Source organism: Alkalimonas cellulosilytica, from assembly GCF_036325985.1.
Classification (GTDB): Bacteria; Pseudomonadota; Gammaproteobacteria; order Enterobacterales; family Alteromonadaceae; genus Alkalimonas; species Alkalimonas cellulosilytica.
The window spans coordinates 142,888-161,942 of record NZ_JAUHLI010000003.1 but is presented as its reverse complement, the minus strand read 5'-3'; the positions used below and the strand labels follow the sequence as shown (position 1 = coordinate 161,942).

The 19,055-nt window shown below is 49.8% G+C and carries 18 protein-coding genes; 8 read left to right on the top strand and 10 right to left on the bottom strand.

The features are described 5' to 3' along the window. The 4 genes from QWY20_RS04075 (at nt 1) to QWY20_RS04060 (ending at nt 6,207) form a co-directional block, all read left to right on the top strand. Nucleotides 1-3,939 carry an RHS repeat-associated core domain-containing protein gene (locus QWY20_RS04075; RefSeq protein ID WP_330127763.1) on the top strand — a complete coding sequence of 1,313 codons (3,939 nt, stop codon included), beginning with the start codon at nt 1-3 and terminating at the stop codon, nt 3,937-3,939. A gap of 4 nt (nt 3,940-3,943) precedes the next feature. Then, nucleotides 3,944-4,267, top strand: coding sequence for a hypothetical protein (locus QWY20_RS04070; protein WP_330127762.1), 324 nt, complete (start codon nt 3,944-3,946; stop codon nt 4,265-4,267). 198 nt (nt 4,268-4,465) lie between these two features. Beyond that, nucleotides 4,466-5,014, top strand: a complete 549-nt coding sequence (locus QWY20_RS04065; RefSeq protein WP_330127761.1) for a DUF6795 domain-containing protein — start codon at nt 4,466-4,468, stop codon at nt 5,012-5,014. Nucleotides 5,015-5,031: 17 nt separating this feature from the next. Then, complete coding sequence (locus tag QWY20_RS04060; protein WP_330127760.1) at nt 5,032-6,207, top strand: lipase family protein; 1,176 nt, start codon at nt 5,032-5,034, stop codon at nt 6,205-6,207. Nucleotides 6,208-6,268: 61 nt separating this feature from the next. On the opposite strand, the gene yghU is transcribed toward QWY20_RS04060, so the two are convergent. Continuing rightward, the gene (gene yghU, locus QWY20_RS04055; RefSeq protein ID WP_330127759.1) at nt 6,269-7,126 is read right to left on the bottom strand and encodes a glutathione-dependent disulfide-bond oxidoreductase; all 858 of its coding nucleotides are present in this window, start codon (nt 7,124-7,126) and stop codon (nt 6,269-6,271) included. Between the two features lie 83 nt (nt 7,127-7,209). On the opposite strand from yghU, the gene QWY20_RS04050 reads away from it, so the two are divergent. Beyond that, nucleotides 7,210-8,517, top strand: a complete 1,308-nt coding sequence (locus QWY20_RS04050) for an ABC1 kinase family protein (RefSeq protein WP_330127758.1) — start codon at nt 7,210-7,212, stop codon at nt 8,515-8,517. On the opposite strand, the gene QWY20_RS04045 is transcribed toward QWY20_RS04050, so the two are convergent. Beyond that, nucleotides 8,505-9,221: an SGNH/GDSL hydrolase family protein gene (locus tag QWY20_RS04045; RefSeq protein WP_330127757.1), complete on the bottom strand. Its 717-nt coding sequence runs from the start codon at nt 9,219-9,221 to the stop codon at nt 8,505-8,507. The two genes, QWY20_RS04050 and QWY20_RS04045, sit on opposite strands and share 13 nt — an antisense overlap. A 232-nt stretch (nt 9,222-9,453) precedes the next feature. Between QWY20_RS04045 and QWY20_RS04040 the strand changes: the two genes are divergently transcribed. Next, nucleotides 9,454-10,110, top strand: a complete 657-nt coding sequence (locus QWY20_RS04040; protein ID WP_330127756.1) for a MarC family NAAT transporter — start codon at nt 9,454-9,456, stop codon at nt 10,108-10,110. 4 nt (nt 10,111-10,114) lie between these two features. On the opposite strand, the gene ppk2 is transcribed toward QWY20_RS04040, so the two are convergent. From ppk2 to QWY20_RS04025, 3 genes are all read right to left on the bottom strand, one after another. Then, nucleotides 10,115-11,233 (bottom strand): polyphosphate kinase 2, encoded by a 1,119-nt coding sequence (ppk2, locus tag QWY20_RS04035; protein WP_330127755.1) that lies wholly within the window; start codon nt 11,231-11,233, stop codon nt 10,115-10,117. A 90-nt stretch (nt 11,234-11,323) separates the two neighbouring features. Continuing rightward, on the bottom strand, nt 11,324-12,004 hold the full coding sequence (locus QWY20_RS04030; RefSeq protein ID WP_330127754.1) for a hypothetical protein: 681 nt from the start codon (nt 12,002-12,004) through the stop codon (nt 11,324-11,326). A gap of 74 nt (nt 12,005-12,078) precedes the next feature. Next, complete coding sequence (locus tag QWY20_RS04025; RefSeq protein ID WP_330127753.1) at nt 12,079-12,885, bottom strand: glycosyltransferase family 2 protein; 807 nt, start codon at nt 12,883-12,885, stop codon at nt 12,079-12,081. 322 nt (nt 12,886-13,207) lie between these two features. On the opposite strand from QWY20_RS04025, the gene QWY20_RS04020 reads away from it, so the two are divergent. Beyond that, nucleotides 13,208-14,032 carry a restriction endonuclease gene (locus QWY20_RS04020; RefSeq protein ID WP_330127752.1) on the top strand — a complete coding sequence of 275 codons (825 nt, stop codon included), beginning with the start codon at nt 13,208-13,210 and terminating at the stop codon, nt 14,030-14,032. Nucleotides 14,033-14,304: 272 nt separating this feature from the next. Further along, nucleotides 14,305-14,835 carry a CIA30 family protein gene (locus tag QWY20_RS04015; protein ID WP_330127751.1) on the top strand — a complete coding sequence of 177 codons (531 nt, stop codon included), beginning with the start codon at nt 14,305-14,307 and terminating at the stop codon, nt 14,833-14,835. A 15-nt stretch (nt 14,836-14,850) separates the two neighbouring features. Here QWY20_RS04015 and QWY20_RS04010 read toward each other — a convergent pair whose 3' ends face one another. Genes QWY20_RS04010 through ihfB form a run of 5 tightly spaced genes read right to left on the bottom strand, consistent with a single transcriptional unit; the run spans nt 14,851 to nt 19,021 of the window. Then, a complete protein-coding gene (locus QWY20_RS04010) occupies nt 14,851-16,575 on the bottom strand; it encodes a potassium/proton antiporter (protein WP_330127750.1) in 1,725 nt (574 codons plus the stop codon). 22 nt (nt 16,576-16,597) lie between these two features. After that, on the bottom strand, nt 16,598-17,296 hold the full coding sequence (gene pyrF, locus QWY20_RS04005) for an orotidine-5'-phosphate decarboxylase (RefSeq protein WP_330127749.1): 699 nt from the start codon (nt 17,294-17,296) through the stop codon (nt 16,598-16,600). Between the two features lie 12 nt (nt 17,297-17,308). Beyond that, nucleotides 17,309-18,448, bottom strand: a complete 1,140-nt coding sequence (locus QWY20_RS04000; protein WP_330127748.1) for an N-acetylglucosaminyl transferase — start codon at nt 18,446-18,448, stop codon at nt 17,309-17,311. Nucleotides 18,449-18,451: 3 nt separating this feature from the next. Then, entirely contained in the window at nt 18,452-18,694 is a 243-nt protein-coding gene (locus QWY20_RS03995; protein WP_330127747.1) for a LapA family protein, read from the bottom strand. A 39-nt stretch (nt 18,695-18,733) separates the two neighbouring features. Next, nucleotides 18,734-19,021 carry an integration host factor subunit beta gene (gene ihfB / locus QWY20_RS03990; protein ID WP_091345029.1) on the bottom strand — a complete coding sequence of 96 codons (288 nt, stop codon included), beginning with the start codon at nt 19,019-19,021 and terminating at the stop codon, nt 18,734-18,736. Nucleotides 19,022-19,055: the final 34 nt, after the last annotated feature.

Genomic DNA, 19,055 nt, shown 5'->3' with positions numbered 1-19,055 from the left:
ATGTCAGAAAAGCAATTAAAACTAAAAGGGATCCATGGCAGTCAGATTATCGTTTGCGCCACTCCGGCCCCTGGCATTGGCAAAGCCATCCATTTTGACAATGTACCGGCTGCTCAGCAGTATTTAAAGCAAAACTTCAGATTGCAGGCGGCTACATCGGGCGGACTACTTGAGCTGTACAGTTGGCTGGGAGGGCAGCAAAGCCCTGTTGCTATTAGTGCCAGTCGGGCAGACAGCATTCGTGAAGCGATTGCCAAAGCGCTGGTTGATAAACAGCTGCACGCTTATGAAGTACCGGCCGTCACTCGCCCAGAGCCGGCCAATAGTTTGTCAGCGGGCTCGGCGGCAGCGGCCAGGAAAAAATCATCCCAGCAGCAAACAGCTTCATCGCAAGGGCAGGCCACAGCCAATGAAACCAGCTCGACACTGAATGACAGCCAGAGCAGCAATGCAACGGGCGGCCCGGATTTACCGAACAAAGACAAAGCCACTTGTGGCGATCCGGTTGCGATGTGCAACGGCGAAGAAATTCTGGAGCTGACCGACTTTATCCTGGATGGCCCGATGCCATTGCACTGGGTACGCTGCTACCGATCCAGTCAAAGCAATCAGGCGGTAGGTTTAGGCTATGGCTGGCGTACCCCGTTTCATCAATCCATTGAACGCAGAAAAAATGAAGATGGTACTTCGTCTTTAGTACTCATCAATGACGAAGGGCGGCATATTTATTTTGACGATATCCAAACAGGGAGTAGTTGCCATCAGTTAACTGAATCGTTAACGCTGCACCATAAAGACAAAGGCAGCCTGGTGCTCTATCAGCAGGATCAGCATTGGGAGTTTGCTCCTTTAGCAGGCAAACCCGGACGCTGGGTGTTGCATAAAGTACTGAACAGTCTGGGGCACAACCTGCAATGCTTTTACGATCAGCAAGGTCGGCTTAGCCGGATAGATTATACCAGTAAGAAAGGCATTGAGTTCTACTACGGCGCTCATCACCAGCTGGAGCGTATTGAAGCGGTAGAAAAAACCTCCGAAGGGCTGAAAGCGCTTGGGTTAACGCTGGCACAGTATCAATACAGTGAAGCCGGCGACATGGTGTCTGCCATCAATCGGCAGCAGCAACAAGAGCTCTACCGTTACGATGGGCATTTACTGGTAGAGCGTCAGCGCGCCAGCGGTTTCCGCCATTATTTTACCTGGGATAAAGCAGGCCCCTCAGCACGCTGCCTGCGTAACTGGGGCGATGATGGTTACTACGATTACCACTTTGAGTACCTGGACGATAAACGTCTGGCCATCAGTACCGATAGCCGCGGCCAGCGCTGGGAATACTGGCACAACGCCCAGAACCGCTTGATCAAAAAAGTTGCGCCGGATGGCGCTACCTGGCACTACCGCTGGACCTTGCACGGACAGAAGCAAAGCGAAGTGGCGCCGGGCGGCGCTGAAACCAGTTACCGTTACAACCGGCAGGGCCAATTGGCGGCAGTTATTGCAGCCGATGGCGCCACCACCCGATTTGAATACAACGCTTTGGGCCAGCGGACCACCATCATCGATGCGGAAGGCGGTGTTTGGCAACGTGAGTTTACCGCTGCGGGCTTGCTTCGTTTAGAACGTCGCCCCGATGGCTCTGAAGTACGTTACCGTTACAATGACAAAGATCAACTGATAGAGCTGTGTCAGCCGGATCAGAGTGTCGAGCAGTTTGTCTGGAGTGATGAAGGCCATTTACTGGCTCGCAAACTGGGTGATTCGGTAACACGTTACAGCTATGATCACCTTGGACGGTTAAATGGCAGCATCGATGCTGTCGGTTTGGTGACCGAGTACATCCGGGATGCGCAAGGCCAGCTCACAGGACAAAAGCACTATCCAAAAGATGCACCAGAGCAAGCCGAGCTGCAGCAGTATCAATACGATGCAGCCGGGCGTTTGATCAAAAGCACCAATGTGCTGGGCCAAAGCACCGAGTGGCGTTATGAAGGGTTAAGTCAACCGGTCGAGCTTCGGCATGCGGATGGCAGCAGCCTGAACTACGAATACGACAAAGAGCGTAACTTAACCGCCATTATGCGCAGCGATGGTGCCCGTTACCAACTCGAATACGATGGCCAGGAGCGGCCGGTGCGCTTGCAGGGCTTTGATGGCCGCGAACAACGGTTTGAGTACGATGCCGATGGCAAGGTAAGCAGCCTGCGTGACAGCAATGAACGCTTTATCAGGGTTAAACGTGATCTGCGCGGCCGTATCATCGAGCAAACAGCGCAGGTGCAGCAGCGGATTGATAGCAACCACTTTCATTACGATAAAGTAGGGCGTTTACTTCGGGCCAATAATGCCCAGCGTAAACTGCGGTTTGGTTACGATAAAGCTGGCCAGTTAACCGATAGCTGGCAGGGCGACTGGCGGCTGCAGCATCTGTACCGTGAAGGCAAGCGTAGCCAGACCATCCTGCCCGATGGCACCCGCCTGGATTACCACTACCATAACAGCGGCCAGCTCAGTCAGCTGGCTGTCAATCAGCAGCCGGTATTGTGGCGTAATTTTGATGCCGCCGGTCGGGAAACCCACCGCGAGTACAGCAGTGGCCTGCAGCAGCATCAAACCTTCAATGCGTTTGGTCAACTGACTGAGCAGCGTTGGCAGGGGATTCAGGCGCAACAGAGCGGCCAGCTACCAAGCCGTGAGCGCCATTACCACTACAGCAGCCTGCACCAGCTTACCGAGGTTCAGGATAGCCAGGAAGGTGATACGCGTTACCGATACAACGCCATTGACCAGCTCATTGCCAAAGAGTACAGCAAAGATACAAGCCTGAACGAAACGCACCAATGGGATAGCTTTGGCAATCCGGTTGGTGAAGACATCGAGCTGCAGCAAGACCGTTTAACCCGTTATCACGACCACAGCTACCAGTACGATGCCAGTGGCAACCAAACGGTGGTGATCCATCCACAGCACAGCCAGCGGCGTGAGTTCAATGGCTTTAATCAGTTGCTGTCTTTAAGTCATAAAGACGGCCTCAGCCGTTATGAGTACGATGCACTGGGCCGGCGCAGCGCCAAAATCACCAGCCAGGGACGGATCGATTACCTGTGGGATGGCGATACGCTGCTGGGCGAATACCAGAATGGCGACTTTAGTTGGTATATTTTTGAACCCGGCACGCACAAACCGCTGTTCCTTATTAAAAACGGCGAGCTGTACAGCTATCAGCTGGACCAACTCGGCACGCCACTATCCGTAACCGACAGCAACAACCAGGTTGTCTGGCAAGCGCAGTACAGCAGCTTTGGTAAAGCGACGGTAACGCTTAACGAAATTGATAATCCTATCCGCTTTCAGGGGCAGTATTTTGATGCGGAGAGTGGTTTGCACTACAACCACTTTAGATACTACGATCCCCATACCGGCCGCTTTATCAGCCAGGATCCGATAGGGCTGCTCGGTGGCATCAACCACTACCAATATGCGCCAAACCACATCAACTGGGTAGATCCGTTGGGTTTAACATGTAAAGAGGGGTATGCTGTTATAAGGCAGTTTGAGAATGGATATGCTGAAGGACACTTTACTGTTGAAGTAGTTTGGAATGACTTAAATTATGCAACGCATCAAGTTATTACTTCAAGCGATAAGTCTACTACTACAATCATTAGAGCTGGTAGTTATAACTCAGGTAAAACACCGGCTCATGAAAGTATCGTAAAACTAGAAGATGCTGAATCTGCTATGAAACTCCAAAAAAATCTGATTAATGAAGAACTCGGTATTTATGATCCTATCGAAAATAGTTGTGTCTCTCACGTCGTAGACATATTGAATGCCGGTAATACCTCGCAAATAGGGAAGTCACCTTTAAGTTATGCAAAGTTCTTGCGTAAAAGTGGATTTAGTCAGCTACCGTCTGACGCGAAAATTTTTGGAGACTAATGCTATGTCACTTTATCCTTGCCCTGTTCATGGTGAAGTTGCTTTATATCCTTACGCATCAAAACAGCTATCAGAACAACTCAACTCACCTGAAACCAGCATTGTGGATGTCCATGAAATAAAAGTTGAATTCTTCGATGGTGATGAACTGATTCAACGCAGCAGCTTTTTTTTCCTTAAAAGAGAACTTTCAGAGTTGCCGACCTATCTTGTTATTCGTAATGAGCAAGACGAAAAGGATCTTTTGGGAAATCTATTGCCGAAATTTAAAGGTGGCGGTTGCTGCCCTAAATGTTTAAATCGATTGTTAGTGAAAGATCGGGCTTAACCATTGCTGCGGTAGATCACTTATCATTGAGCTGATTGTGTAAGAAATCTGCCTTTTAATTAGTTACTGCTGTTAGGTAATCCCTTGCTAACATCTCATGCTGCAAATGAATGTTAATGGTTAAATTTAACTCAATTTATCGTTTCAATTTCTGGTATCCTGGGTTAATATTAGGTATTGTTTTTTGCTGGAAGTCCCATGAAAACCTTGGCTTTGTCTCAAAGTGGTTGGTTGCATCGCTTCGGCTGGCTAGGTCTTGGCGTGCTGTTTCTTTTCTCAACGCAGGTGCAAGCAGGTATGTTTGGATGGTTTAAACGCTACGATGTTCATTTATGCCCTGAAGTGCAGGGGGTGCTCACCCACAAAGGGGAGCCTTTAGCGGGCATCACTGTGTATCGGGAACTGGATTACGACAAATCCTATATGGAGAGTGTAGTCACGGATGCGCACGGTCGTTTTTACTTTTCCGAGAGAAATATCCGCTCCCGCTTACCCGGCAATATGCTTGATCAAAGCACGGTGCGTCAGGTGCTGTCGATTGAGTATCAGCAAAAGAATTATGTCCTTTGGTACAGCTCTACACCCAGTCTGAAACCTCACTCTAGTTTCCGCCGTGCTTTGGCCGGTCTGCAGTGCGAAGTGACCGATCCAGAGCAGCGATACGTGCTGGAAAACGAAGAGTATCCGCAACATCCGCTTGGGGTCGTTGGTATTTGTAAGTTGGACGCCCCTGTCGCCGAGTATTAAATGAAGGAACTGAGTTCATGCAAGCGATCACGCCCAAAATTGCCTCGGATTTAGCTAGTCTGGTTTATGATATTCGCACGCCAACCGCTCGTGGTATTTACCGTTTTAACCGTCACTCTGAAAGCACCCGTTATTTCGATTTTGATTTGTCCGATGGTCCAGTCACAGGCGTTACCGGTACCTGGTTTGACCGGCTGATGAATCGCCGCACAGGCTTTGCGATTATCGGCAAGGGCAAAGACTATTATCGTGATCATATTGCTGTTGCTATCCGTGGTACCAAGATGACCAGTGGCCGGGACTGGTTAACCAATGGCAATGTCGGTATTTCCGGCTCGGACACTGGCTCTTCAGTCCATGCAGGCTTTAATCGTGCCTTTCAGAGTATGAAGCCTTTGTTTGAGCAGTCTCTCTCTCCGTTGGTACAGGCCAGAACCACGGTGCACTGCGTTGGCCACAGCTTAGGGGGCGCTCTGGCTTCATTAACCGCCGATTGGGTGAAAGCCCGCTATGGTTGCAATGTGAACTTGTATACTTTTGGCGCGCCCAGGGTAGGCTTGCGCAACTTTGCCATGAACCATACCGGCAGCCTTGGCGCCAGCAATATTTTCCGCTGCACCCATGGCGCCGATCCAGTACCTTTGGTACCACTGTGGCCATTTCATCATGCCCCTTTGGATGGGCTGGAATACCGGCTGGACTATGGTCAGGGCATTGATGCGGCGGCACATGGCATGCACGCAACGGACACCCCTGGCTATGTGAACACAGCCAATAGCGATGACTGGGGCATTCTGAATGCCCGCTCCAATGAAATTTTCACCCCGGTGGTACTCGATTACGAGCAACGTCATCAGGCTTCTTTTACGTCCTACTGGGCGGAAAAAATAGGTAATGCATTGCTTACGCTGCTAAAAAATGCAGGCAAGTTATCCGCCATCATGGCGCAGGCAACCATCGGTACCGGCCTGACATTTTACGATTTACTGGCAAGAACCTTAGAAGAAGTGGCAGCTGCCTCTGTGCAGTTTGCGGAGCAAACCAGAGGCTTGCTTGGTCATATGCTGGTATTTGCCCGTCAGGCGGTGACCACAGTACGCGACCTGTCGTTTTCATTTATTCGTTGGGTTTTTGACCGCACCTTAGGTTCACTCTATCGTGCCGCCAGAAATGCCATTGATTACCTGAGTTAGTACACCATTTGCTGCAGCCGAGCCGGCGCTTAGCCGGCTGTCTGCTTTTACCCAAGTAACCTCAGAAGCCCAGTGCTTTAAAGTCATCGCCGCTGTGGCGTTCAGGCAGGGTGCTGCCATCCTCCGAATTGCGGTTCACCAGGCGGCCACGTTGCACCGCAGGGCGCTTATTGATTTGTTTAGCCCAGCGCTGCAGGTGAGCGTAGCTTTGCACATCCAAAAACTTGGCAGCATTCTGTTCAGCCGAGCTATACACTTGCCCCAGTGCCAAAGCACCATACCAGGGCCAGATCGCCATATCGGCGATGCTGTATTCTTTACCGGCTATATAGGGCCGACTTGCCAGCCATTGATCCAACACATCCAGTTGACGCTTGGTTTCCATGGCGTAGCGGTTGATGGGGTACTCGTATTTTTCCGGTGCATACACATAAAAGTGACCAAAACCGCCACCGACAAAAGGAGCACTGCCCATTTGCCAGAACAACCAGTTGAGAATTTCGGTGCGCTCCGCCGCCGATTGTCCTAAAAAGCACTGAAACTTTTCAGCCAGGTACAACAAGATAGCACCAGACTCAAATACCCGCTGCGGCTGTGTGGGCTCACTGCGATCCAGTAGCGCTGGGATCTTGCTGTTCGGGTTTAGCTCGACAAAGCCACTGCCAAACTGATCGCCCTGACCGATGTCAATCAACCAGGCATCATACTCAGCTCCTTGGTGGCCCAAAGCCAGTAACTCTTCCAGCAGAATGGTGACCTTAATGCCATTGGGTGTGCCAAGTGAATACAATTGCAGTGGATGCGCTCCGACAGGCAAGGCTTTTTGATGGGTTGCGCCGGCAACCGGGCGGTTGATGGACGCAAATTTACCGCCATTTGAACTGGGTTGCCAGACTTTTGGGGGATGGTACGTGCTCATGAGTTCCTCCTTCTTTGAGTGGGCCAGACGCCAGCGAATGACGTATGCACAAGGTGTTGTTCCGATAGTAAAACAGGAGAGCTATGTCTTCCAGTAGTAAAGTCCCAGCCGGTCGGCTGGCACGCTTGGGTGGATTCGCCAGTTTGGCCGGTAAGCTGGCCGGTGGCATGTTGGCCGAGGGGGCTAAACGTTTGGCAAAAGGTGAGCCCGGTAGCCGGATGGAATTGCTGCTGACTCCTGCCAATGTGAAACGCTTAACCAGTCAGCTGGCGCACATGCGTGGTGCTGCCATGAAGCTGGGACAGTTGTTGTCGATGGATGCAGGGGATTTACTGCCCAAAGAGTTAGCGGATATGCTGGCCCGGTTACGGGATAATGCCAATCCAATGCCTCCCAAACAGTTGGCTGCGGTACTTAGATCAGAGCTTGGCGAAGACTGGCAGCGTCATTTCGCCGATTTTACCTTCAAACCCATGGCTGCAGCCTCAATAGGTCAGGTGCATCGAGCCGAGCATGATAACGGCACACAACTCGCCGTTAAAGTGCAGTATCCAGGGATTCGGCAAAGCATCAGCAGCGATGTGGATAATGCGGCAACCTTGCTGCGTATCAGCGGTTTGCTGCCTCAGGGCGTGGATTATCAAGCCTTGCTGAATGAAGCCAAAGTGCAGCTGAGTCGTGAAGCCGACTATCTGCAGGAAGCGGCCTTTATGGAGCGGTTTCAACAGGCCCTTAGTGATTCACCCTATTTTTTGCTGCCTGAACCATTGATGGACTTGTGCCGCCCGGGTGTACTGGTGATGCACTATGTTGAAGGAGTGCCGGTAGAAAGTCTGCAATCTCAGCCACAGGCAGTGCGAGACAGGGTAGTGACACAACTTTTTAGCCTGCTGTTTCGAGAGCTGTTTGAGTTTAAGTTGGTGCAAACCGACCCCAACTTTGCCAATTACCGCTACAACGAAGACACAGAGCAGCTGGTACTGCTGGATTTTGGTGCTTGTCGTGAGTACAGCCAGGAATTTAGTCAGGCGTATCGACAATTATTCACAGCCAGCCTGCAGCATGATCAGTCAGCTATGGATCAAGCACTGACCATCATTGGCTTTTTTAGTGAGCGGATTGCTGCTGAGCAACGTATGCGGGTATTAGCGCTGGTGGAGCTGGCTTGCGAGCCGTTGCAGCAGGATGCTCCGTTTGATTTTGGCCAGAGCGATCTGGCTGCACGAATACGCGAAGCAGGCACCGCACTGAGTTTGCAGCACAATTACTGGCATACGCCACCAGCGGATGCGATCTTCTTGCACCGGAAAATAGGCGGCTTGTACTTGCTGGCAGCCCGGTTGAAAGCCAAAGTCAATGTACGGGCGCTGCTGCAGCCTTACTTGCTGTAACGAAGCCGCTGTATTTCTGCTGCCAACAGGCTGGCCCACTGTTTGGCGCCTGCAACGGATGGATGAAAGCCATCTTGTGCCAGCATCTCGGGTGTCAGCTCGATGGTGGAGCTGAGCACCCTGGCATTGGGCCATGTTGCCAGCGTATTGACCAACTGCTGATTGAGCTGACTGGCCTTCAGGCCAAGCCAGTGGTTCAGGGGTGCGGGCAGGGCACTAAAATGCTGCATGGGTGGAATGGCACTGAATATGATCTGAGGTGTTGAAAATCGTTGATTAATCAGCTGCACTAAAGCATTGATCTGCGCTCTGAATTGGCGGGCAGAACTAAGCCCGGTCACATCATTTACCCCGATGGACACAACCACCCAGCTCAGTGGTTTTGCTTCCAGCTCCAGCAGGTGCTGCCTGAGCTGTGCACTGTTGATGCCCGTTTGCGCATGCAGTTGCCAGTGCACTTCGGCTTGTTGTGCCAGCAACCCAACTAACTGGCCTGATAAGGCTTGTTGCTGATGGTGGCAACCGACACCTGCCGCTGCAGAGTCGCCGCAAATCAGCAACTGCTGTTTTGGCCCGTGCCCCAGGATACCTGAACGCTCACCGCCTGCCTCCGGTAAACGCAGTGCCAGCTTTCGTACCCGTTTGCCTTGCCAAAGCAGTAACGGCCAGCAACACAGAGCCAATAACCAAAAACGCCAATGCATGAATTTGTCCAATTGCTTGTTATTACAGCATCTTAGCAAAGAGCCAGCTTGCTTTAGAAGCTCAATTCGATACAATCAGAACGTAAATTAAAATTTTCCACAAGGATTTAGGTATGAACGAGCTGTTTTGGTTGTTACCTGCAGTTATCCTTACCGTCGGGCTGGTCATTCTGGTACGCCGTTATCAGAAGTAAACGCAAGCCCGGCGATTGCATATAACCCGGAGCTTGTGATGTTCGAACTCACTATCATAACGGTGGCAGCCTTGCTGCCCATCGTTAATCCTTTCAGTACCGCACCACTTTTTCTGGCAATTACCGAAGGTTACGATCAGCGTACCCGTAACGAGCAAGCGTTGCGGGGCGTATTGTACATGGTCGGAATTTTAACCACCTTTTTGGTGGCCGGTAGTTTGATCATGAACTTCTTCGGCATTTCGCTGCCTGGCGTGCGTATTGCTGGTGGCATTCTGATTGGCCGGGTGGCTTTTCGCATGTTGTATCCACCAGATACAGTGGATTTAACCCCGGATGAAAAGCGTGAAAGCCGCAAGAAAGATGATATTTCGTTTTTCCCATTGGCGATGCCCAGCTTAAGTGGGCCGGGTTCCATCGCTGTAACCATCAGCCTGGCAACCTTATCCACGGCCTGGTGGCAGTATCTGGGTATTTTTATCGGTATACTGGTACTTGCTGCCATTGTGCTGCTGACTTTACGCTTATCCGGCAGGTTACATAGCTTGTTGGGAGTAAATGGTACTCACGCCATGACCAAGATCATGGGCTTTCTGATGTTCTGTATTGCCATCCAGTTTATTGTTAATGGCATTACCGATCCGGAGCTGCTGCAGTTATTCCGCGCTGGCTTGGCTGTGGATGCTGCCGCTTAGTTTTTCAGGGAAGCACCCGGTGCGTGGTAGCTCGGCTAACAATGAGTGCGTCCATCTGGCCAAGCCGTTTCAGGTCTTTGTTAGGATAATCAAACTGGCTAAGCACATAGCGCATCGCATTCAGCCGGGCTCTTTTTTTGCAGTCGGATTTCACCACAATCCAGGGTGCTTCGGCCGTGTCGGTATGCAAGAACATCGCTTCTTTTGCTTTGGTGTAGTCATCCCATTTATCAAGGGATGCCCGGTCAATGGGGCTTAGCTTCCACTGTTTCAATGGGTGCGATTCGCGCTCAATAAAGCGACGTTTTTGCTCATCGCGGGTTACCGAAAACCAGAATTTTATTAGATGGATACCAGAGCGCACCAGGTTTTGCTCAAAACCGGGTGCCTGACGGATAAATTCGCGGTAATCCTCATCACTGCAAAAGTTCATCACCCGTTCAACGCCGGCCCGGTTGTACCAGGAGCGGTCAAACAACACAATCTCACCAGCCGTTGGCAGATGCTGCACATAACGCTGAAAATACCACTGGCCTTGTTCTGCCCGGGTGGGCTTTTCCAGAGCAATCACCCGGGCACCCCGGGGATTTAAGTGCTCCATAAAACGTTTGATGGTGCCGCCTTTACCCGCGGCATCACGGCCCTCGAACAAAATCACCACTCTGGCGCCTGTTTCCTTCACCCAGTGTTGCAGTTTCAGCAGCTCCACTTGCAGGTTGTATTTTTGCTTTTCATAGCTTTTGCGGCGCAGGCGGTTTTTATAAGGGTAGGGGCTTTCCTGCCAATCGGGTAACAGTTCATCATCCGAGCCACTATCAAGGTTAGCGGTTTTTTCAAACTCTTCACGCAGCAGTACTTTACGCAATAAGGCCACATCATCCGGCGATGCTCCTTGCACTATGGATTGCAGCTGCGTGCTTAGCACGTCTACCGATTGATCATTCATCGTCGCGTTACTGCGCTCAGAGATGTCCCGCAATACCACCTCCAAAGAGGCCTGGGCACCGCTCATTTTCTGTTTACTGGTTTCTTCTGCGATCGCTGCCGGCGCAAGATCAGGCAGGGTATCGCCTCTTAAGATGTCACCTCGTTGCTTGATGCTTGATATTTCGTTTTCTGCCACAGATACCCTCCTGTTGTAGACTTCCATTATAGAGCAGGATGTCGGGTGTTGTTTGATCTGAAGCAGATTTATGAGCGATATGTACCAGCTTTACAATGGTTTAGGGCGGTGTTCAAGGCTTGGGAATACATGTTCACGATAGGCGGTATTAAGCATTGAGTGTGTCATCATCGCAATATCATTGGCAAAGAACAGTCGTCTATGGGCATTGGATAGCATATGTGGGTGATCTTTGTCAGCTATTGTAGCCCACACCGAGAAGGCACCGTTTTTCTTATTTTGCTCGGAAGGGCAAAGGTAGGTGATATTCACGTGATAGCCGGTTTGCTCAGCACCTGCCAGTGTTGCTTTAAGCTTATTGCGCAGGTGAACACCTGAAGGATCCTGCCCATTCGTAAAATCCTCGAATGTGTAGATGCACCAGATTTTATTCACATTAATGCCCACCCATAGGTATGCCAGATAATCCCCACTGCGGATTTGTATCGTTTTGCCAAAAATACCAGTCCAGTTTTTATCGACCTCTACCTGGGGGCATTGGTTGTTGGCAAAGTGCAGCTCAATTTTTTCCAGTGAACGCTTTACCTCCTCAGAGATAAACTTATCAGACATTTTGCGAAGTGATGCCGTGGAGTGATCGCGCTCAGAGAAAAAATAAATGAGTAAAAATACAATGCCTGTTAATGCAATTTGTGCCAGGGAAATGGCTACCAGGATCCAATCATGGCGGTTCTTATCCATGTACTGTACAACAACCCAGGCGGCTAACATAAAAGCTGCTACCAACAACAACAAGGAAATCAATTTCACCCAAGCAGGTGCATGCAGCTTGGTACTGTCCTGATTCATGGCTGAACTCCAAGTTTTTTAGAAAATACAGGAAATGAGCAGGGACCAAACTCTGCGACATAATCAAAGAACACTTTGTTCAATGCGCGTTTCAGCCAGAAGTGCTGATAAATCAACTGCTTTTGTTGTTCACTGGCTTCAGTTATACAGCGCACTCGGGTAAGCAACTCAGTATAACCTTGCTCAATTACTTCATAGTTTTGGCTGGTTAGTGAGGTGGGACTTAAATAGTAATGATAACTAGTGTCTGCCAGTACATAAAGCGGAGTGTTAAAAAAACAAATAGCACGAGCATTAAACAAAGTATCTTCAGCAAAACGGACAGTCTCATCAAAACGAAGATCTTTTTGGTTTGAATGGGCAACTTTAATCGGAAAATTTAGCCGCAAAAAGTCAGCTAAGCCAAGCGATTTATCCTGCGACAAATAGGCTGGAATGCGCGTTCCATGAACATCAAAAGTCAGTGGGTAGTCACCAACTAACTTATGGTCCTGTAATGCTTTATAAAACGAGGCCAAACGGTTAGCGGAGAAACAATCATCCGCATCAAGATAACAAACATAATCTCCTTGAGCGGCATCCAGCCCAAGATTTCGAGCCACTGAGGGGCCTGAGCGTGAAGTTGTTGTTCGAAGATAACGGATGTTTAAGTCAAAGGAGCTACCCAAGGGCTCATAATCATAATTATCATCCGCAACTAGTACTACTTCAAAGTCAGAAATACTTTGTGCTGCAAGACTTCGCAAACAACGTTCCAGAGTTGCCCCGGCCTGATAAGCAGGAATGATAATACTAAATTTCACCAGTTGCGCCTGTAAAAAATACTGGAAAGACAATGGGGATGATATCAGACAGGGATACGAACGCAATAAAGCATCAGTTTACCTCCCTTTGTATACTAATTAAGTTGGCGGTACAGGAGCGAAGCCTCGTTATGCTTAAAGAATCTTTATCTTCTTTTGTCTCATCCTGTTTTCAAAGATTACTGGCTGGGCAGGCAGTCTTGATTGATAATAAATCAAAGCTGACAATAGCTAGAAAAGTATCTGTTTGCGGCTAACCCATAGCTGAATGCGAAAGCACGATTTGAGTCTACACAAGATAGTTAAAAGGAGTTAAGCAACCATGGCACGCAGTAAAAACAGCTCCGCTTTTGAAGATCTTTTTAGTCTTGCAACTATGCTGCCCTGGTGGATAGGAGTGACGCTGGCCATCGCGGCTTATGCATTTATCAGTAGCTATGCAGTTATGCCAGAAATAGACCCACAGCGGCCAACCGCTCATATTCAACAGTCGATGATCTACCCGCTAGCATTGTATGGTCAGTACATCGTACCAGGCCTTTTACTGATGAGCGCTGCGAAGTCATTTTATGATCGCCACAAGCGCAAAAAACTACTATCCAATGTGCGTGAGAGCACTGTTTCAACATCTGAGCCATTATCGCCAATAGACTGGCGCGAGTTTGAAATGCTGGTAGGGCAGTACTTTCAGGAGAAAGGTTATCAAGTTCATGAAACGGGCGGTGCCGCAGACGGTGGCGTTGATTTACGCCTTACCGCCAGTGATTCAAATACCTACCTGGTACAGTGTAAACACTGGAAAGCAGGCAAAGTACCGGTGAATGTAGTACGCGAACTGTTCGGAGTAATGACTGCAGAAAACGCTCAGGGTGGCTTTGTGGTAACCTCCGGGCAATTCACTGCAGAAGCTCAAACTTTTGCAGATAAAACCAACATCAAACTCATTGATGGCAAGCTGCTGGTAGGCTCAATAAAAGGGCACTCAACTGACGAAAGCACACAAAATACGAGTAAAACAGAACCAAGCTGTCCGGTTTGCAATAGCAGCATGGTCCTCAGAACAGCACGTAAAGGAGTAAATGCAGGCAATCAATTTTATGGTTGTTCACGCTTTCCTGATTGTAGGGGAACAAGAGCTTATGAGTAACCCAATCAACGGCGGTGGATAGCTTGGGCTGTTGCTTATTTAACTTAAATACTCAATTTAACATAATATACATTATGGGATATTATGTGTTAGGCCGAATAAGCCTGTTTTTAGACTAAATCGGTCCAAAGCTTAATGTGCTTCGTATTAAGGCAATACCTAATGACAGGATTAAACAATGCCGGAGCACTACTGCCATGACACTTTTGCTTCGATGGTTTGGCCTTGCTGCATTGTGGATTTGTTTTGCTTTGCAGGCGGGAAACATATTGATGTCCGTGCATCCTAATCAGCCTGGTACTGTGCGTTTGCAATTTGCCAGTGCTAACGACTTTAGTTATGTGCAATTGGTGCATGATACGGTTATGGGTGGTCGTTCGCGCGGGACTTTGCAGACAGAAACCACAGCGCTGCGCTTTAGTGGTCATCTATCGCTGGCGAATAACGGTGGCTTTGCCTCGGCGCAATTTAATTTAAAGCAGCCATTACCTGCTTTGAATTTCCAGCAGATCAGATTGCAATTAGCTGCCGATGGCCGTCGCTATCAGTTGCGGCTTAAAACACCATTTATCCCGGACGGTGTTGCTTATGTCGCGCACTTTGATAGCCAACCCGGCAAAGCCAGTTATGAATTTACGGCCAGAGATTTCAATGGGCAGTTTCGTGGCCGTGCTGTCGCGAATATGCCGGTACTTCACTTTGCCGATGTGTATCAGGTCAGCATAATGCTGGCGGATAAAACCACAGGTAACTTTGACATTTTGCTCTATGACATTGAGTTCTCAGCGCTGCAGTCCATTTAAAAAACACTTGGAAAATCAACTGTCACCGGGCTTGATGCCAACCTGTTTAACATTACCCTGATCGTCTAACTGACGGACTGTAAGCACCAGAGCATCCAGTTTTACCTGATCGCCGACCACAACCCGGCGGTGAAAGCGTTCGGTAATGTAATCAGCCAGGGTGACGTGGCTCTCATGCTCTGGCAAGGTAATGCTGTAAAAGGCATCCAGTTCATCCAGCGTGATTTGCCCGTTGAGGACAAAATCTCCAAAGAAATCACTGGCGGTCATACTGCGGCTGCTGGCGGCACTGGCCAGCACGGTACTGATCGCGGGTACATCGACCATTTTGCACAAGACCAGCACGCTGTCTTTGAGTTTGAATACTGGTTTCTCGCTGCTTAACAGCCATTCGCCGTTACGGATCACGCCTAAAAACTCTGCATTGTGTGGCACGGTAAAGTCCTGCCATTGCTTATCCAGCATCGGCGAGTCGGCTTTAAGATTGAATGAAATCACTTCAATCACATCATTGCTATCGATAGCATCCAGCGGCATGGTTTGATCCGGCCCGGACTCTTTTGGTACTTCCAGTTTTAACCAGCGTGCGACCGGTGAAATACTCCAGCCCTGGAACACCAGCGAGACGATCACAATTACAAAAGCAACGTTAAAGTACAGGTGCTCATCCGGTACACCAGCCAACCAGGGAAAGAGTGCCAGAATAATCGGCACGGCACCGCGAAGACCTACCCAACTGATAAACAGCTGATCTTTTGCCGGGAAGTGAAATGGGATCAAGCTTAAAAGAACGGCTAACGGCCGGGCGATGAAAATCAGTATGCCAGCGATGGCCAGTGCTGGCAGCAGATGCTCCAGCAACTGGCTGGGCACCACCAACAAGCCGAGCATTAAAAACATCACAATTTGGCTGAGCCAGGCCAGCCCATCGTGCACCCGCAAAATATAAAGCACCTGTGGCAAACGGGCGTTACCAACAAAATAGCCCATTAAATACACGGCCAGAAAGCCACTGCCTTCAAATTGGGTGGTGACGGCATAAACCGAGATACAGCAAGCCACCGCCATTAATGGAAAGAATGCAAAACTAAGCGGCAGTTTGCGGCACAAAAAGACGAACAGGCGCCCTGCTCCATAGCCTACGGCACCACCGATAATCGCTTGCTTTAAAAATACCATCAGCACCGACCAATCCAGCGCGGTGTATTCTGCCAGAACACCGACCAGGGTGACCGTAAGCATCACCGCCATAGGATCGTTGCTGCCGGACTCAATTTCTAAGGTCGATGCCACCCGATCTTTGATGCGAATACCGCGGGATTGAAAAATGGAGAAAACAGCTGCGGCATCGGTCGAGCTGAGAATAGCGCCTAGCAACAGCCCCTGCAGCCAATGCAACCCCAGGATCCAGGCTGCAGCAAGACCAGTCACGGTGCAGGTAATCACCACGCCAAGGGTGGCGAGCATAGCAGCAGGTGCCAACGCCACCCGGAAGCGCTCTGGATGAGTGCGCATACCACCATCAAACAGAATAATCACCAGCGCGATGGAGCCAATCAGAAATGCGACTTGCGGGTTATTGAACGTGATGCCAAGCAAGCCCTGCTCACCAGCCAGCATGCCGATAATCAGAAACACCAACAGGATAGGCGCTCCAAGGCGGGCAGAAATCAGTGTGGCAATAATGCTGATTAAAAACAAAGCCCCGATAACCAGGATGGTAAGATTAATGGCCTCCACGCGCTAAGATCCCCTCCCCTAATTATGCCAGCTCGTTCAGTATAGCCTGCAAAGCAGCTGCAGGATCCACTGCTTTGGTAATGGGCCGGCCAATCACCATGTAATCCACTCCCACGGCTTTGGCTTCAGCTGGGGTCATGATGCGACGTTGATCGTCCTGGCTGCTGCCTGCAGGGCGAATGCCCGGAGTGACCAGACGAAACCCCTGCCCCAGTTGCTGCTTGAGCAAACTGGCTTCTTGTGCCGAGCAGACGACACCATCCAGGCCAGAGCTTTGTGCCAAAGTGGCTAAACGCATTACTTGCTGCTCAGGCGATTGCTCAATACCAACCTCCAGTAAGTCGCTTTGCTCCATACTGGTGAGCACCGTCACCCCAATCAGCAAGGGTTTATCACTGCCAAACGACTGCAAGCTTTGAACCGCAGCGTCCATCATTCGACGACCGCCACTGGCGTGCACATTCACCATCCAGACACCAAGATCAGCGGCTGCGGCAACCGCTTTAGCGACCGTATTTGGGATATCGTGAAACTTCAAATCGAGGAAGACATCAAAGCCCCGCTGGTGCAGCTGTTTCACAAAAGCAGGACCAAAGTGAGTGAACATTTCTTTGCCAACTTTCAAGCGGCACAAGGTGGGATCCAGTTGGCTGACAAAATTCAGCGCCGCTGGTTGCTCGGCAAAATCCAGTGCAACCACCACCGGGCTAAGTGAAGACATGAGAACTCCTGTTTAACGACCATCGATGCCACTGATTGGCTCCACCGTTTCCCATTGCTGGCACGATGGACACAACCAGTAGTGCTGCCGGGTTTTAAAGCCGCAGTTCCGGCAGCTATATAATACTTTTTTATTCAGATAGTTAGCAACCAGCTCTGTCACAGAGTCCAACACCTCAGCCGCTTCCTTTGAACTCTGCTTGCGCTGCTCCAGCAACGCCTGGAATAAACGGATATTAGGCTGCTGCTGCAATTTTTCCAGGAGCAATTGTTCCGCCGCTTTGTCTGAGCCGTGCTGCAGCAACCAGCAGGCCAGCTCAATATGGGCACTGATGTTGTTGTGCTTGTGGCTCAGCTGAGACAACAGCTGGTACCAATCTTCATCCGGCTGCTGGCAACTTTTGGCCAGAGGCAGAATATCTGCGCTCCACTGTGGCTTTTCCAATACTATGGCTTTGTACAACACAAAGGCTTGTTGTGGCTGCTGCTCTGCCAGAGCCACCCTCGCCAGCTCAAATCTGGGCCGAATAGCCTTAGGATAACGGGTTGCCAGCTGCTGATAAGCCTTCCATGCACTGGCTGGCTCTGCCTGCTGTTGCTGTTCACAGCCGATATTTGCCAGCGCCAATCGTAAACTGCCAGAGTTGGTTTGCTCCACCGCATCACTCAGCAACATGGCTTTTTCCCATTCATGGGTACTGATGTACAATGCTACCAGATGCTTCAGAGCCAGTTCACGCAGTGCTTCTTGCTTAACCAGCGGGGTCAGTAATTTTTCTGCCCGGTCATACAAACCGGCCGATTGATAATCTTTGGCCAGTTCGAATTGTATTTGCTGGGCCTGAACTTTGGGTAATTTCAGCTGATGCAGCTTTTCATGAATACGAATGGCTTTGTCCCAGTCACCGCGGCGGCGAAATAAGTTAGCCAGCGCCAGGTAGGTGTCGATGGTGGCCGCTTCGATGTCCAGTAAGTGCAACAATTGTTCAATGGCTTTATCTTCCTGATCGGTGAGCAGAAAGTTTAATCCGGACGATAAGTTTTTGGTGATATGGGTACGGTCTTTCAGTTCCTGGTGCTTTACGCTATTGCGCCCCATAAACCAGCCATAGGCAGCGGCAACAGGAAGCAGCAAAAACAAAAGTTCGAGCATAGGTCAGCTGGTCGAAGTTGGCTGCTGGCTATTTCTTCTCAGCCGGCGGCGTATACGGAACAGCATGGTAAGCAGAAACCCTGCGAGTAGACCGATCAGTAAAAACAATACGGCTACATCAACCAGTCGCAATTGGTACTGCGTATAAAGAAGATCAAGTTCAACCTGTTGTTGATTGGCTGCACCAAACAAAAAACCAGCCACCATCACAATTGCAATTACAACAGCATAAACAAGATTAACCAAGGTTCACTCCATGGCATAAGATGGTAAAGCAAGCACAGATTAGCGGATGTTGTCTTTTACTCTGTCGCGCAGCTCTTTACCTGGTTTAAAGTGCGGTACGTATTTGCCATCCAGATCGACACGTTCGCCGGTTTTTGGGTTGCGACCAATACGGGGGGCACGGTAATGCAGTGAAAAACTACCAAAACCACGGATTTCGATGCGTTCGTTGGAAGCCAGCGAGTGCACCATTTGCTCCAGAATTTCTTTGACCGATGACTCCATATCCTTGACCTGGATATGAGGAAAATCCGTTGCCATTTTCTCTATCAATTCAGATTTAGTCATACTATCTCCTAGGCGGTCATAGAGTGGGCTGACA